This window comes from Amycolatopsis sp. NPDC051373 (assembly GCF_040689465.1).
Taxonomy (GTDB): Bacteria; Actinomycetota; Actinomycetes; order Mycobacteriales; family Pseudonocardiaceae; genus Amycolatopsis.
On the sequence record NZ_JBFBAE010000019.1, the window covers coordinates 96,576 to 111,346 of the forward strand.

General features: G+C 71.0%; 14 protein-coding genes. 4 read left to right on the forward strand and 10 right to left on the reverse strand.

The window, feature by feature from the left end:
- Nucleotides 1–1,317, reverse strand: coding sequence for a glutamyl-tRNA reductase (locus tag AB0383_RS31440; protein WP_364171546.1), 1,317 nt, complete (start codon nucleotides 1,315–1,317; stop codon nucleotides 1–3).
- Nucleotides 1,314–2,219, reverse strand: coding sequence for a redox-sensing transcriptional repressor Rex (locus AB0383_RS31445; RefSeq protein WP_364171548.1), 906 nt, complete (start codon nucleotides 2,217–2,219; stop codon nucleotides 1,314–1,316). The genes AB0383_RS31440 and AB0383_RS31445 overlap by 4 nt, the downstream gene beginning before the upstream one ends.
- Before the next feature lie 495 nt (nucleotides 2,220–2,714).
- Between AB0383_RS31445 and AB0383_RS31450 the strand changes: the two genes are divergently transcribed.
- Complete coding sequence (locus AB0383_RS31450) at nucleotides 2,715–3,098, forward strand: hypothetical protein (protein ID WP_366189280.1); 384 nt, start codon at nucleotides 2,715–2,717, stop codon at nucleotides 3,096–3,098.
- Between the two features lie 727 nt (nucleotides 3,099–3,825).
- On the opposite strand, the gene AB0383_RS31455 is transcribed toward AB0383_RS31450, so the two are convergent.
- The 3 genes from AB0383_RS31455 to AB0383_RS31465 all read right to left on the reverse strand — a co-directional run bounded on the left by AB0383_RS31455 (nucleotide 3,826) and on the right by AB0383_RS31465 (nucleotide 7,230).
- Nucleotides 3,826–5,391: a molybdopterin-dependent oxidoreductase gene (locus AB0383_RS31455; RefSeq protein WP_364171554.1), complete on the reverse strand. Its 1,566-nt coding sequence runs from the start codon at nucleotides 5,389–5,391 to the stop codon at nucleotides 3,826–3,828.
- A gap of 82 nt (nucleotides 5,392–5,473) precedes the next feature.
- Nucleotides 5,474–5,713 (reverse strand): glutaredoxin family protein, encoded by a 240-nt coding sequence (locus AB0383_RS31460; protein ID WP_364171556.1) that lies wholly within the window; start codon nucleotides 5,711–5,713, stop codon nucleotides 5,474–5,476.
- A gap of 26 nt (nucleotides 5,714–5,739) precedes the next feature.
- Nucleotides 5,740–7,230 carry an AMP-binding protein gene (locus AB0383_RS31465; RefSeq protein ID WP_366189281.1) on the reverse strand — a complete coding sequence of 497 codons (1,491 nt, stop codon included), beginning with the start codon at nucleotides 7,228–7,230 and terminating at the stop codon, nucleotides 5,740–5,742.
- 319 nt (nucleotides 7,231–7,549) lie between these two features.
- On the opposite strand from AB0383_RS31465, the gene AB0383_RS31470 reads away from it, so the two are divergent.
- The 3 genes from AB0383_RS31470 to AB0383_RS31480 all read left to right on the forward strand — a co-directional run bounded on the left by AB0383_RS31470 (nucleotide 7,550) and on the right by AB0383_RS31480 (nucleotide 10,491).
- Nucleotides 7,550–8,254, forward strand: coding sequence for a sigma-70 family RNA polymerase sigma factor (locus tag AB0383_RS31470; protein WP_366189282.1), 705 nt, complete (start codon nucleotides 7,550–7,552; stop codon nucleotides 8,252–8,254).
- 123 nt (nucleotides 8,255–8,377) lie between these two features.
- Nucleotides 8,378–9,460 carry a DUF5667 domain-containing protein gene (locus tag AB0383_RS31475; RefSeq protein WP_366189283.1) on the forward strand — a complete coding sequence of 361 codons (1,083 nt, stop codon included), beginning with the start codon at nucleotides 8,378–8,380 and terminating at the stop codon, nucleotides 9,458–9,460.
- A 122-nt stretch (nucleotides 9,461–9,582) separates the two neighbouring features.
- A complete protein-coding gene (locus tag AB0383_RS31480; RefSeq protein ID WP_220247323.1) occupies nucleotides 9,583–10,491 on the forward strand; it encodes an HAD-IB family hydrolase in 909 nt (302 codons plus the stop codon).
- A gap of 411 nt (nucleotides 10,492–10,902) precedes the next feature.
- On the opposite strand, the gene AB0383_RS31485 is transcribed toward AB0383_RS31480, so the two are convergent.
- From AB0383_RS31485 to proC, 5 genes are all read right to left on the reverse strand, one after another.
- A complete protein-coding gene (locus tag AB0383_RS31485; RefSeq protein ID WP_366189284.1) occupies nucleotides 10,903–11,922 on the reverse strand; it encodes a lysophospholipid acyltransferase family protein in 1,020 nt (339 codons plus the stop codon).
- The gene (locus tag AB0383_RS31490; RefSeq protein ID WP_366189285.1) at nucleotides 11,919–12,965 is read right to left on the reverse strand and encodes an NAD-dependent epimerase/dehydratase family protein; all 1,047 of its coding nucleotides are present in this window, start codon (nucleotides 12,963–12,965) and stop codon (nucleotides 11,919–11,921) included. Before AB0383_RS31490 ends, AB0383_RS31485 begins: the two co-directional genes overlap by 4 nt.
- A 273-nt stretch (nucleotides 12,966–13,238) precedes the next feature.
- Nucleotides 13,239–13,340, reverse strand: coding sequence for an AURKAIP1/COX24 domain-containing protein (locus tag AB0383_RS31495; protein ID WP_007030867.1), 102 nt, complete (start codon nucleotides 13,338–13,340; stop codon nucleotides 13,239–13,241).
- Between the two features lie 197 nt (nucleotides 13,341–13,537).
- A complete protein-coding gene (locus tag AB0383_RS31500; protein WP_101436173.1) occupies nucleotides 13,538–13,753 on the reverse strand; it encodes a helix-turn-helix domain-containing protein in 216 nt (71 codons plus the stop codon).
- Nucleotides 13,754–13,939: 186 nt separating this feature from the next.
- Nucleotides 13,940–14,752 (reverse strand): pyrroline-5-carboxylate reductase, encoded by an 813-nt coding sequence (proC, locus tag AB0383_RS31505; protein ID WP_364171568.1) that lies wholly within the window; start codon nucleotides 14,750–14,752, stop codon nucleotides 13,940–13,942.
- Nucleotides 14,753–14,771 lie beyond the last annotated feature (19 nt).

The window sequence follows — 14,771 nt, forward strand, 5'->3', positions numbered from 1 at the left end:
TTACTTCTTCTCGATGTCTGGCGGCACGGCGGTGGGGCTCGCCACAGCCGCGGGGGCCTGCGGGTCGAGGCAGAACAGCTCGCGCAACGCGTTGGCGTAGTCGGTGTCGGCCGTCTCGGCGGCCAGCTGCTTCACCCGCACGGTGGGCGCGTGCAGCAGTTTGTCGACGACACGGCGGACCGTGCGGCCGACTTCTTCGCGGACCTGCGTGTCGAGGTCCGGGAGGCGGTTGTCCAGACGTAGCAGCTCCGCGTCGACCACCTCGGCCGCGCGGCGGCGCAGCGCGGTGACGGTGGGCGTGACCTCGGCGCTGCGCTGGCCGGCGAGGTAGTCGCGCACCTCGTCGAGCACGATGCCGTTGGCCTTGATCGTCTGGCGTTCGGTGGTCGGGGCGCCGGCGTCGCGCATGCGGCGCTGGATCGTCTCGAGGTCGACAACGGTGACGTCGACGAGGTCGGCAACCGCCGCGTCGACGTCCTTCGGCAGGCCCAGGTCGCACACCACGAGCGGGCGGCCCGCGCGGGCGGGCACGTGCTCGGGCAGGAACACGGCATCCTGCGCGCCGGTGCACGACACGACGACGTCGGCCTTCGCCACGGCGTCGGCCAGCTCGGACAGCGGCACGGGGCGCGCGGGCACGCCCTCGATCGCGGTCTTCTCGGCGAGGCGCGCGGCCTTGGCCTCGGTGCGGTTGGCCACCGTGATCTCGCCGATGCCGGCCTTGCGCAGGTGCGACGCGGTCAGCGCGCCCATCGAGCCGGCGCCGACGATCAGGGCGTGCTTGCCCACGAGATCACCCGCGGCGGCCAGCGCCTCGGACACCACGGACGCGCCCAGCTGGTCGAGACCCGTCTCGGAGTGCACGCGCTTGCCGACGCGCAGCGTCGTCTGGATCAGTTCGTGCAGCGTGCGCCCGACGGTGCCGGCCTCACGCGCGGTGGCGTAGGCCGAGCGGATCTGGCCGAGGATCTGCGTCTCGCCGACAACCATCGAGTCGAGACCCGAGGTCACGGAGAACAGGTGCTCGACGGCCGCGCCGGCGTAGTGCACGTAGAGGTTGTCGTAGAGCTCCGCCGGCTCCATGCCGGCCTGGCGGGCGAGCACGTCGGAGACGTCGTTGACGCCGCCGTGGAACGTCTCGACCACCGCGTAGACCTCGATGCGGTTGCATGTGGAGACCAGCATGGCCTCGCTCACGCTCTCGGCCTGCTGCAGTTCGTGCAGGACCTTGGCGACCTCTTCGGCGGGCACGGCGGCCCGTTCGAGCGTGGTCAGCTCCGCACTTCGGTGGGAGAGCCCGACCGCCAACACGCTCATCCGCGCACCACCATTCCAAGACCGCCGTCTGCCTGTCCGTTGCCGCTGCTGCCATTGTCGAGCGGCAGGCCGGCGTCGGGTAACCCGGTATTCCCCTGAATTGCCAGGGCGTCATCGGCACGGCGAGCCACGTGGAACGAGAGGATCTGAAGTTCGACCGCCAGGTCGACCTTGCGGACCTCGATGTGCGCCGGCACCTGGAGCACCACCGGCGCGAAGTTCAGTATGCACTGGACGCCGCCCGCCACCAGCCTGTCGCACACGGACTGCGCAGCGGTAGGAGGTGTGGCGATGATCCCGATGGAAATCTGCCGTTCGGAGCAAACTCGCGGGATTTCGTCCAGGTGCGAGACGGGCAGACCCCCTACGGGAACCCCGACGAGGTCGGGGTCGAGGTCGAACAGCGCCTCGACGGGGAAACCGCGGCCGGGGAACCCGCCGTAGTTGGCCAGCGCGTGACCGAGGTTACCGATCCCGACCACGGCGACGCGGTGCTGGCGGGTGAGGCCGAGGATGCGTTCGATCTGGCTGACCAGCACCTGCACCTCGTAGCCGACACCACGCGTGCCGTACGAGCCGAGGTAGGAGAGGTCCTTGCGCAGCTTGGCGGAGTTCACCCCCGCGGACGCGGAGAGCTCTTCGCTGGAGACGGTGGTCGCGCCCTGCTCCGCCATGCCGGAGAGGACCCGGAGGTAGACGGCGAGGCGCGCGACGGCCGCTTCGGGGATCTGCTTGGCGCGGACGGCGGTCTCGACGGCACTGTCGACCGCGGGCATCTCCGCCGTGGGCGCGTTGTCGGCATCGGGCGCCGCCCGCCGGGCGCGGCCGTTGCCCTTCGCGGCCCGGCGGGGTGGTTCAGCGGGCGGTTCGGCACCGCTGCGCCTCCCCCGCTGTGTCACCACGCCGGCCACTCCTCAAGATTGGGTCGCATCTCTTGACCCCGCGACTGACGTCCGGTTCAATGCCGGGCTTTTGCGGGACGACACTCTACGGTAGTCCACTTGTGAACGCGCGCACAAAGTCACTGGTCATCGACATGACGCGACGCACACCTGCCCCCGATCAGGTGACCGCGGGGCGAGCAGCGCCGAGCACCGAGGCCGGCCGGGCAAGATCATCCGCGTCCTGCCCGCGTTTCGGAGGTTGCTCAGGCTGATGGCCACCCACTGGATCTGGTACGCGATCTCACCGATCGTCGTCATCGGCGGCGCCTACCTGTATTACCGGCGCTACCAGCGCCACCGCGCCGCCATCCAGTCCTTCGCCGCCGAACGCGGCTGGTCCTACACCGAACGCGAGCCCGACCTCGTCGGCCGCTGCTACGGCCGCCCGTTCGAGGGCTACGGCCGGCGCCGGCGCGCCTGCACGCCGTCGCGGGACGCCGGCGTGAGCTGGAGGTGCTGTCCTTCGAGTACAGCGAGGTCGTCGGCCACCAGAACCGCGCCCGGCGCCGCTGGACGCAGCTCACGGGCGTGCGTCTGCCCTTCCCCGCGTCCGAGGTCTACGCCGCCCCGCGCGACACCCTGGGCCGGCTCGCCCGCGACCTGGGCTTCAACCGCGCCGGCACCGGCGACGAGCCGTTCGACCAGGACTGGGTCACCTACGGCCCGGTGACACCCGCCATGCAGGAGTGGCTACGCCGGCACGGCCGCCTGTTCCGAGTGGTCGCGGGCATGGCCGAGACCTGGGACGGCGGCCGGTTCAACACCCAGCGGGTGGAGCCGGCGGTGGCGGATCTGGCCGAGCTGGTGCCGTTGCTGAATGGGGTCCACGGCCGGTGAGGGTGCTTGCCGTCGACCCGGAACAGCTGTTTCGGTAGCTGCCGGGCTGAAGCCCGTCGGGCGTCGACGTCGAGGTGGGGCGGGCGTTGGCCGGGCACTGGTACCGGTACGTCGTCCTGGCGCTTGTCGTCGGCGGTTACGGGCTTTGGTACCTGCGCGGGTACCGGCGGCGGACCGCGACCTTCGCCGCCGGGGCGGGCGAGCGGGGTGGACGTACCGGGAACGGGCTCCCCAGTTGCTGGGGCGGTGCCACGGTTATCCCTTCGGGCGAAGACGACGGCCGCGGGCTTGGCGCGCCGTGAGCGGAAGTCACGACGGGCGCGAGTTCACCGCGTTCGAGTACAGCGAGGTCCTCGGGCATTTCGACGTCGACAGCAACGACAGCGCCGAGCGGCTGTACCTGCAGGTGTACGCGGTGAAGGTCGCCCGCGCGCCAATGCTCACTGTGCGGCGCCGCGGGGTTGCGGGTGTCGTCGTGGGACGGCTGGGCGTGGGCGGGAGCACGACCGGTAATCCCGACTTCGATCGGCGGTTCGTGTTCGAGGGCGACGCCACGGTGCTCACGTCCGAAGCGCAGGCGTCGCTCACCGCCCACCCGCGACCGTTTCGCATCGATGGCGGCGAGGTCGTCGTTTGGGACGAAGGGCGGTTCGATCTCGACCGCGTGGAGCCCGCGCTGGAGCAGCTCGGGAGCTGCTCACCCACGCCCGGCTCGGCTGAGCACGCGTCAGGCGTTGACCGTCACCGAGTGCCAGCCCGAGGCGCCGTCCGGCACGGGCTCCGCGGCCTGGTCCGTCTGCGTGTAGCCCGACTGGTCGGTGGCCCGCACCGTCACGGTGTGGCTGCCGGGCGGCACGGCCAGGTCGGTCCACCACATGCGCCAGGTGTCCTTGTTGACCTCGGTCGACAGGGTGGTCGGCTGCCACGGGCCCTGGTCCACGCGCACCTCGACCTTTGCGATGCCGATGTGCTGGGCCCACGCCGTGCCGGCGACGCGGAGCTTGCCGGAGGTCACCTTGGCGGTGTCGATGCGCGACTCGGTCTTGATGGGCGCCTGTTCGGCCCAGCCGCGCTGCAGCCAGTAGGACTGGCGGTCGTCCCACTTGGCGAACTCGAGGCTGGTGACCCACTTCGTCGCGGAGACGTAGCCGTAGAGGCCGGGGATGACGATGCGCGCGGGGAAACCGTGTTCGACGGGCAGGGGTTCACCGTTCATGCCGATGGCGAGCATGGCGCCGCGCGTGGGGTCGAGGGCGATCTTGGCGGGGGTGCTGCAGGTGAAGCCGTCGATGCTCGTCGCGTACATCTGTTCCGCGGCCGGTTGCACGCCGGCCGCATTGAGCAGGTCGACGAGGTCCACGCCGATGAACTTGGCCGTGGAGATCAGATCCCCGCCGACCTCGTTCGAGACGCACGTCAACGTGACCTCGCGCTCGACGAGCGGCCGCGAGCGGATGTCGTTGTAGGAGAACGAAACCTCGCGGTTGACGAGGCCGTGGATCTTCAGGTTCCACTCGTCGGTGCGCACCTGCGGCACCACGAACGCCGTGTCGATGCGGTAGAAGTCAGAGTTCGGCGTGATGAACGGCGGCGAGCCCAGCTTCTGGAAATCGGCGTCCGGCGGAAGCGGCGGGGCCTTGCGCGCGGCGACGAGCGGTCCCACGGCGGCTCGCGACTGGTCGGCGTTGCCTGTGGTGGCCGAGATCGCCTGCCCGGCGACAGCCGCGACCCCCGCGCCCGCCGCGACGCCGATTCCGCGCGATAGGACCTGCCGTCGTGTCGGTCCCTTCGGCGGACGGCTGTCGTCGAACGCCGGCGGCAGCGCGTAGTGGTGCAGCCAGGTGAACACGAACGCCGAAGCCGCCAGCGACACCACGGGCGCCAGCAGCGCGAGCTGCCCGACGTCGGTGCGCTCGTACACGGCCGCGACACCGGCGATGCCGAGCAGCACCACCACGATCTGGCCACCCCGCGGCGTCCGGCGCGAAACCTGCCCGGCCAGCACCGCGAACAGCACCAGCACCACGGCGAGGCCGATCTTCAGCACCGTTTTGTCCGCCGTGCCGAGCGTCTGCTCCGCCCACACCACCACGGCGTGCGGGCTGTGGGCGATCACGAAGTCGGCGACGGCCACGAACGGCGACGCGTTGTAACCGACGAAGCCGGCGATGAGATGACCCACGCCCAATGCGGTGACCAAGGCCGCCAGCCCGATCAACGACGCGATCGGCAACGACAGCCGCCGCGGCTCCGGGGGCTTGACTACCTGCGGGGCTTCCTTCAACGCGCTCACCCCACCATCTTCGGCGGGCTCAGGCCCCGATACCGCCAGGAACCCTTACGACTTGATTACCGCATCGGACTATCCGGCGGAACTATCCGGTCAGGGCCCGGCGGAACCGCTCTTCCTCCACGCGCCAGTACCCGTGTTCCGCACCGTCGATGAGGATCACCGGAACCTGGTCGCCGTACTCGGCTCGCCACTCGGCGTCACTGTCGACGTCCGCGAGCTCCCACGGCACGTCGAGCTCGCCGCAGATCCGCGCGACCTCGGCCTCGGCCACCTCGCAGAGGTGGCAGCCGGCGCGCGTCATCACCGTCACCTGATGCACCACCGCAGTCTAGGACCGGCCGGACGCACTCAGCGCAGCTTGAGCCGCCGCAGCTTCCCGGTGGCCGAATGCGGCAGGTTATCCGCGAACTCCACGAGGTGCGGCACCTTGTATCCGGCCAGGTTCGCCGCGCACTGGTCGCTCACCTGCTGCTCCGACAGCGCCGCGCCGTCGGCCGGCACCACCACGGCCTTCACGGCCTCGCCGCTGCGCTCGTCGACGACCCCGACCACGGCGACCTCCGCCACGCCCGGCAGCCGCGAGATCACGTCCTCGACCTCGTGGGGGTAGACGTTGAAGCCGTTGACGATGATCAGGTCGTTGGCGCGGTCGACCAGGTGCAGGTCGCCGTCGAGGTCGAGGTAGCCGACGTCGCCGGTGCGGAACCAGCCCTCGGCGTCGGGGCCGTGCGCACCGTCGGGCCAGTAGCCGGAGAACAGGTTCGCGCCGCGGATCGACACCAGGCCGGTGTCGCCGCCGGACTCGAAGACGTCGGCGACGTCGTCCGCGTCGAGCGGCACGCCCTCCTCGGTGCCGTCGCTGTCCACCAGCCGCAGCTCGATGCCGGGCAGCGGCCGCCCGACCGAGCCAGGCTTGGGGTAGCCCGTGACCAGCGTCGACGTGACCACGGGCGCGCATTCGGTGAGGCCGTAGCCCTCGTAGACGTCGTGGCTGGTGGCCTCGCGGATCGCCGTCAGCACGCGCGGGTGCAGCGGCGCGGCGCCCGAGGTCAGCATCCGCACGGTCGCGAGCCCGCGTGCCAGCTCCTCGGCGCCGAGGTCGGCGAACTCCATGTACATGGTCGGCACGCCGGCGATCGACGTGACGCGGTACTCGGCGCAGTCGTCCAGCGTCTTCGCCGGCTCGAAGCGCTCCGAGAGCACGAGCGTCGCGCCCACGGACGTCGCCTGCAGCAGGCCGGGCCCGAGGCCGTAGACGTGGAACAGCGGGATGGTCACGAGTACGCGGTCCTCGTGCACCAGCACGCCCTCGACGCGGCTGAGCTGATCGAGGTTCGCCAGCAGCGCGCGGTGCGAGAGCAGCACGCCGCGCGGCGGGCCGGTGGTGCCGGAGGTGTAGGAGATCACCGCGATGTCCTCGCCGCCGCGGCCGAGGTCGACGGGGTCTCCCCCGAGCTCGCCGCGTGGTGACAACGCCGTGAGGCCGTCAGGCAACTCAGTGTCGTCTACGTCATCCCGCTGGATCACGAACCGGGGGTCGCAGTGCGACAGCAGCTGCTCCAGCTCCGGCGCGGGCGCCTGCGGAGAGAGCGGCACTGCGATCGCGCCGGCGCGCAGCACTCCGTACAGGGCGACGGCGAAATCCGCCGACGTCGGCAGCCGCAGCACGACCCGGTCGCCCGGCTCCACACCGGCTTCGACGAGCCGCCGCGCCTGCGCGTGGGCCGCCTCGTCGAGCTCCCGCCAGGTGAGCGTGGCCCCCGTGCCGGTCTCGGTGACGGCCGTTTCGTCCGCCCACCTGGCCGCCGCCTTGGTGAGCAGCTGCGCGACACCCTCCACCGGGCCCCCTTCCTGCTGTAGCCCTTTGTCATCTTGTCACCCGTAACGGGGATGCCGCGCGATCGTCGCACCTCCGGTACCGCGGGACCTCTACCTACTTCGCGGTAACTACACGTATGCTGCACTGCGTCGCCGGGTGGCGTTGATCACTGCCGGGTGACGCGAGAAAGGGAGTCACCGTGACGAACTTGCTGGTCTGCGCCGTTTACGCGGTCGTGGAACACGCGGCGCGGCCCCTCCTCGCTCGCGTGGGGGACAGGGGCACTGCCCATCGCGAAGGCCGCCCGCGCGGCCTTCGGACCGCAGGAGGTGCCGCTCTGTGACCCTGCCGACCACCGCGAACCGCGGCCCCGTCGTGATGTTCGCAGAACGTGCGTTCGGGCGCCCCGCCGCCGTCCCGCTGACCCGGGCGACCGAGGCCGCGCCGGCCCCGGACCCCGCCGAAGCCGCCAAGATCGAGGCGTGGGACCTCGTCCGCGAAGCGCAGGAGGGCGACTCCTCCGCGTTCGGGAAGCTCTACGACCGGTACGTCGACGTCGTCTACCGCTACGCGCTGTTCCGCCTCGGCGACCGCGAACTGGCCGAGGACGTCACGAGTGAGACGTTCCTGCGCGCGCTGCGCCGGATCACGTCGGTGAGCTACCAGGGCCGTGACGTCGGCGCCTGGTTCGTCACGATCGCCCGCAACCTGATCCTCGACCACGTGAAGTCCAGCCGTTTCCGCCTCGAGGTCGTGACCGATGAGGTGAGCGAGCCGGGCTCGGCACCGGTTTCGGCCGTCGGGCCGGCCGCGCAGGCCGGGCCGGAGCAGCAGGCCATCGCCGGCGCCACCCGCGCGGAGCTGCTGCGCTGCGTCGCCGAGCTGGGCGAGGACCAGCGCGAGTGCATCGTGCTGCGATTCCTGCAGGGGCTGTCGGTCGCGGAGACGGCCCAGGTGATGCACCGCAACGAGGGCGCGATCAAGGCGTTGCAGCACCGCGCTGTCCGCCGTCTGGCCCAATTGCTGCCCACCGGGCTGCACTGACTTATTTCACGTCCCGGCGCAACCGTAACTTCTTCGTCTTCTTAATCGTTTCTCCACGCAGACCGGCTGTCAGGGCCGGGGCTTGTAGAGCTTTGAGAAGCTTTGTGGAGACGGAGCAGCACCGTGGGCGTGCCCGGGTGGTTTTCGCGGGATCGAGCCGAGAACGAGCGGTTCGATCGCACTCTGGACCCGTCGCCCGTCGAGCGCCACGGCGAGTTCGCCGACGAGCTGGCCGTGGTCGCCGCCCTGCGCTCGCTGGACGAGGCGGGCGCGCCCGACGTCGAGACGCGCGAGCGCATCCGGGCGGAGATCGAGGGCCGGCTCGGCGAGCCTGTCGCGCGCCGGCGGTGGAAACCTCGGATGGCCGATCTCGTGGCGGCCGGCATCGCGCTCGTGCTGGGGCTGGCGGGACTGACGCTGCTGCTGTCGCGCAACGCCATGCCGGGCGACGCGCTGTACACCGTGAAGCGCGCGGGCGAGGAGACGTCGCTGGGGCTGACGTTCGGCGACGAGGCCAAGGCACGCAAGCACCTGGACTTCGCGGCCAACCGCGTGAGCGAGCTGGGGCTGATGACGGACGCTTCGCCTTCGGCGTACCGGACGGCTCTCGGTGATTTCAGCAGCGACGTCCGCGCGGGCGTCACGGCGCTGACGGCCCTGGCGACGGGTGCCAGCGGGCGCACGCAGCTGTCGGAGCTCGAGACGTGGACGAAGGAGCAGGCGCGGCTGCTGGCGGCCGAACAGCCGCGGATCCCGACGTCCGCGCGCGCGGATCTGAGTGGTGCGCGCGGGCTGCTGACGCGCGTGCAGCAGCGGACGTCGGCGCTGGTGTCACGGCTGAACTGCTACGAGATCACCACGGGCAGCTCCGACGAACTGGGCCTGCTTCCGGCGCGGGGCGCGTGTACGCAGCAGCCCGCACGTACTGGCGGCTCCGCGCCGACTTCGCCTTCGTCCCCCGGCCCCACCCCTACGCCCACCGAAAGCGGGGTGCCGCCGGCGACCGGGACGTCGTCCTCGCCGGACCTGGCCGTGTCCAGCACGCCGGTGCCGACCTCCGGCGGCAGCTCCACGACTCCGCCGCCGGTGTTCGCGCCGCCGATCACCTCGCCGACGACGCCGAGGCTGCCGACGACCAGCCCGCCGCCGCCGTTGATCTCGATCCCGCCGCTACTGCCGGGCCTTCCACCCATCGTCATCGGGTGATCACGCGGCGCGTCGGCAACCCCTGATCGAGGCCCTCACCACACCTGGAACGGGTGAGTCGCATGGTCGCTACGCTGTGCGTCAGGACCCGGCCGTTCCCGGCCGCCGGGACGTGCCCGAACGTGGAGGCGGTGTGCGTGTCAGCTTGGCGTGGCAAGGATAAGAGTCAGGAGCTCGAACGGCTCGCCACGCTCGCGGGCGAGGCGTCGGCCGAGGCCGCACAGATCACGGCGAACGCCGAGCCCGCCGTGCCCCCGGCGCCGCCGGACCTGACCGCGGCCGCGTTCTTCGACGTGGACAACACGATGATGATGGGCGCGTCGATCTTCTACTTCGCGCGCGGCCTCGCGGCGCGGAAGTTCTTCACCTCCTCCGACCTCGCCGGTTTCGTGTGGCAGCAGGTGAAGTTCCGCCTGGGCGGGCGCGAGAACAAGGAGGACATCAAGTCCCACCGCGAACGCGCACTGTCCTTTGTGGCCGGTCGCACCGTCGAAGAGCTCACCAGCATCAGCGAAGAGATCTACGACGAGCTCATGGCCGACAAGATCTGGTCCGGCACCCGCGCGCTCGCCCAGATGCACCTCGACGCGGGCCAGCGCGTGTGGCTCGTGACCGCCACACCCATCGAGCTCGCCGCCATCATCTCCCGGCGCCTCGGCCTGACCGGCGCCCTGGGCACCGTCGCGGAAACCAAGGACGGCGTCTACACGGGCCGCCTGGTCGGCGACCTGCTCCACGGCCGCGCGAAGGCCCACGCCGTCCGCGCGCTCGCCTCGCGCGAAGGTCTGAACCTCAAGCGCTGCACGGCGTACTCCGACTCGCAGAACGACGTACCCATGCTGTCCGCCGTCGGCACCGCCGTGGCCATCAACCCGGACTCCGGCCTGCGCGACGTGGCCCGCGCCCGCGGCTGGGAAATCCGCGACTTCCGCACGGGCCGCAAGGCGGCGAAGATCGGCGTCCCGTCGGTCCTGGGCGCGGGCGCTCTCGCGGGCGCCGTCGCGGCGGGGATGGCCTACCGGCGCCGCTGACGTCGTCGCCGGTCGCCGAGCAGGGCGGCAACGCGCTCGCAAGACCCGCCGGCCCGACCCCGGCTGGAGTCGCCACGATTCGGCGCACGGCCGGCGCTTCCCGCGCAGTCAAAGCCATTCTGGCGGCTCCGCACCTCGACGCGAGGCTCTCGCGAGAGCCGCCGCGGCGAGGATCGCTTACCGGCGCGGCTGACGGTTTCGCTGGCGCCGCCGAGGGACTGTGCGCGACGGCAACGCATTGACAGAACCCGCCGGACCCAGCCGCGTCCGAAGTCGCCGCGCGGCGCGCTTCCCGCGCAGCCGAAGCCATTCTGGCGGCTCCGCGCCTCGACGCGAGGCTCTCGCGGGCGCCGTCGCGGCGGGGATGGCTTACCGGCGCCGCTGACGTCCACGCTGGGCGCCGCGGGCGGGTCAGCCGCGGAAGATGTTCTTGCGCTGGGCGAGGCGGCGGTACAGGGTCTGCTGGATGGATTCCCGCACCTGGTCCGTCAGGGTGAACACGAGCATCGGGTCGTCGACGGCGTCCGGGGTGTAGTCGTCCGTGCGGATGGGCTCGCCGAACTCGATGGTCCACTTCGTAGGCAGCGGGACGGCGCCGAGCGCGCCCAGGAGCGGGAAGAACGGCGTGACCGGGAAGTACGGCAGGCCGAGCAGCCGCGCGAGCAGGCGGATGTCGCCGAGTTTGGGATAGGTCTCCTCCGCGCCGACGACGGACACGGGGATGATCGGCACGCCCGCGCGCATCGCGGCGGAGACGAAGCCGCCGCGGCCGAAGCGTTGCAGCTTGTAGCGCGCGGAGAACGGCTTGCCGATGCCCTTGAAGCCCTCCGGCCACACGCCGACGAGCTCGCCGGCGCTCAGCAGGCGTTCGGCGTCGGCGTTGCAGGCCAGCGTCTGGCCCGACTTGCGCGCGATCGAGCCCACCAGCGGCATCTTGAACACCAGGTCGGCGCCGAGGCCGCGCAGGTGGCGCCCGCCCGTCTTGTCGTGGACGGCGACGGCGGTCATCAACGCGTCGAGCGGCAAGGTGCCCGAGTGGTTCGACACGAGCAGCGCGCCGCCGGTCGCCGGGAGGTTCTCGACGCCGAAGGTGTCGACGCGGAACCACTTCTCGTACAGCGCGCGCAGCGGCGGCAGCACGAGGGTCTCGGTGAGCTCGGCGTCGAACCCGAACTCGTCGACGGTGTAGTCGCCGGTCAGCCGGTTTCGCAGGAAGGCCAGCGCCGAGCGCACGGACTCCGGCAAGGGTTCCGGCTCGGCGGGAGACGGCGGGGCGGCAGGGAAGGCCACCACCGGCGCGTCCGAAGACGGTTCCGAAGACGACGCCGGCGGCGCGGCAGGCGGCGAAACCCGTCCCGGGCTGCGGAGCGGGATCACCTGAGCCTCGGCTCCGTTCACGGTGTGCGCCTCACTTCCGGTCACGGGGCTCATCGGCCGGCCTGCCCGGTCGCGGCGGCCACGACGACCTTGCCGGCCAGCGAGGCCAGCCGGGCGCCGTCGAACACCGGGCGCAGGCCGCGACCCGCGGTGTAGTCGTCGAACGCCTCGCGCGTGGTGAAGCGCGGCTGGTAGCCGAACTCCTTCTTGAGCTTCGTGATGTCCACGACCCGCCCGAAGTTCAGCAGGCGGACCTGGTCGGCCGAGAAGTCGACCACCCGCGCGCCCCGCAGGACCTTGCCCACGGACGGCACCACGGCGCTCGGCATCGGCAGCCCCACCCGGCCCGCCCGGCGGATCGCCTGGGACAGCCCGAGCACCCCTTCCGACGCGACGTTGAACACGCCCGGCTTGTCCTGCAGCACGGCCTGCTCCAGCACGCCCAGCGCGTCGGACGCGTGCAGCAGCTGCAGGCGCGCGTCGTAGCCGAAGACGGTGGGCACGACCGGCAGCGCGAAGTAGCGCGAGAGCACCGTGTCGACCTCGGGCCCGATGATGTTGGCGAAGCGCGCGAGCGTGACCGTGACGTCGGGCCGGCGGCGGGCGAGGCCGCGCACGTAGCCCTCCATCTCCACGGCGTCCTTCGCGTAGCCGCTGGACGACGCCGGGATCAGCTCCGAGTCCTCCGTGAACACGGCCTGCGAACGCGCCCCCGCGCCGTAGACGGCCGCAGTGGACTTGACCACGAGCTTGCGCAACTTCGGCGAGCTCTGGCAGGCAGCCAGCAGCCGCATGGTGCCGATCACGTTCAGTTCCTTGACGGCGGAGCGGCGGCTCGGGCCGGCCGGGTGGGCCAGGCACGCCGTGTGCACGACCGTGTCGACGCCGGCGCTGCTGATGACCTTGGCGATCAGCGGATTGCGGATGTCGGCGCGCACGAACTCGGCGCTGCCCATCCGCTGCAGGACGTCTTTCGCGGGCGGCGCGGTGTCGACGCCGATCACGCGCTCGAAGGCGGAGTTGGTGCCGAGGCGGGCGAGCAGCTTCCCGCCCAGGTCTCCCGCGACCCCGGTGACGAGCACGATGTTCGACGGCATGGGACTCCCTGTGCGGCTGGGCTGTTCGGCTGGGCGTAAGGGGGTGGATGATCACCCGAAGTGCACGAGCCTGCACTCATTGGAAGCATCGCGCGGACGCCCCACCGATGTTACCGGCGCCAGGGGATGCCCTGACCAGGTCTTACTTCGTATTTACAACTCCACCAGAGAATTGCGGCTCACGCCTCACTCGATCGGGGGAGAAGGCCCACGAAATGGACGTGGCCCGTCCAGAGACTGGACGGGCCACGGCGCATCAGCTGTGGGGCTGGCTCACTTGCCGGCCTTGCGACGCTGCACTCGCGTACGGCGAAGCAACTTGCGGTGCTTCTTCTTGGACATGCGCTTGCGGCGCTTCTTGATCACGGAACCCATGGGCGCTCCTCAGTTGTCGTCGGTCACGCTGCCCGGCGCAGCGTCCAACGGGTGGAGCGCACAGGCACGAGCGATTTACCAGGTTACCCGCGTGCCGACGCGGGCCGGTCGGCGGGCATGGGTGAGCACATGCCCGGCGACCGATCAGACCCCGCCCCGCCGCCGCCCTCAACGGAGCGGCGCGCCGCACTGAGCTGCTATCCGACGTCGAAGTAGGCACCCTGCAGGTACTCGTGCACGGCCTTTTCGGGAACCCGGAACGACTTCCCCACTCTCACAGCGGGGAGCTCACCCGAGTGCACCAGCCGGTACACGGTCATCTTCGAGACCCGCATCAGCGTGGCCACCTCGGCGACCGTCAAAAACTGGACCTGCCCGACCGAGGGCAAATCCTCCTTCTTGTTCGGCGACATGATTACCGCGTCCTTCGACACGTGTCGCGCCACGAGGCTTCCCCACCTGTGGTATCGACACGCACGTGCTCTTCCAGAGGGTAGCGGGACACGTGGGACTAGTGCGACGGCTGTCACCGAGATGGGCCCCTACCTGCGGGTTTTCGCCGCACGGATTACCCACTTGGGTCTGATTTGCCGGTTTTGTCAGTCCTCGTGGGCGCGGCCGAGCTCTTCCGAGCGGTCACGCGCGGCCTCGATCGCGTCCAGCAGAGCCGCCCGGACGCCGTGCTTTTCGAGCTCGCGGATCGCGTTGATGGTGGTGCCGGCGGGCGACGTGACGGCCTCGCGCAGCAGCACGGGGTGGTCCTTGCCCTCGGCGAGCATCTTGGCGGCGCCCACGGCCGACTGGATGATCAGCTGCCCCGCGAGCGCGCGCGGCAGGCCGAGCAGGATGCCGGCGTCGATCATGGCCTCGACCAGGTAGAAGAAGTAGGCCGGTCCCGAGCCTGAGAGGGCCGTGACGGCGTCCTGCTGCGATTCGGGTACCTCGACGACCTGGCCGACGTGCGAGAGCAGCTCGTGGACCGTGGCGAGGTGTTCGGCGGTGGCGTAGCGGCCGGGCGACATCGCGCTCATGGCCTCGCCGACCAGCATCGGAGTGTTCGGCATCACGCGGACCACAGGCACCCCGTCGGCCAGGCGCCGCTCGTACAGCGCCGTCGGCAGCCCCGCGCAGAGCGAGACGACCAGCGAGGACGCGCCGAGCAGCGGCGCCAGCTCCGCCAGCACCGGCTCGATGTCCTGCGGCTTCACGGCGACCACGAGCACGTCCGCGCGCTTGGCGGCGTCCTCCACCGTGGCCGCGCGCATGCCCGGGTAGCGCTCCTCGAGCTCGCGGACGCGGCCCTCGTAGCGCTCGGTGAAGAGCAGGTCGCCGGGCGCGTGGCCCCCGTGCAGCAGCCCCGACAGGAGGGCTTCGCCGATCTTTCCCGCGCCCAGCACCGCAATCACACTCATGCCACTGAGAGTGCCAAAC

Coding starts and splice junctions, on each gene's coding strand:
- AB0383_RS31490 (WP_366189285.1), bottom strand. CDS start 12,965: ATGCCGTCGAACATCGTGCTCGTCACCGGGGTCGCGGGAGACCTGGGC.
- AB0383_RS31500 (WP_101436173.1), bottom strand. CDS start 13,753: ATGTCGCCGAACAAGAAGGAGGATTTGCCCTCGGTCGGGCAGGTCCAG.
- proC (WP_364171568.1), bottom strand. CDS start 14,752: ATGAGTGTGATTGCGGTGCTGGGCGCGGGAAAGATCGGCGAAGCCCTC.
- AB0383_RS31485 (WP_366189284.1), bottom strand. CDS start 11,922: ATGAGCCCCGTGACCGGAAGTGAGGCGCACACCGTGAACGGAGCCGAG.
- AB0383_RS31440 (WP_364171546.1), bottom strand. CDS start 1,317: ATGAGCGTGTTGGCGGTCGGGCTCTCCCACCGAAGTGCGGAGCTGACC.
- AB0383_RS31495 (WP_007030867.1), bottom strand. CDS start 13,340: ATGGGTTCCGTGATCAAGAAGCGCCGCAAGCGCATGTCCAAGAAGAAG.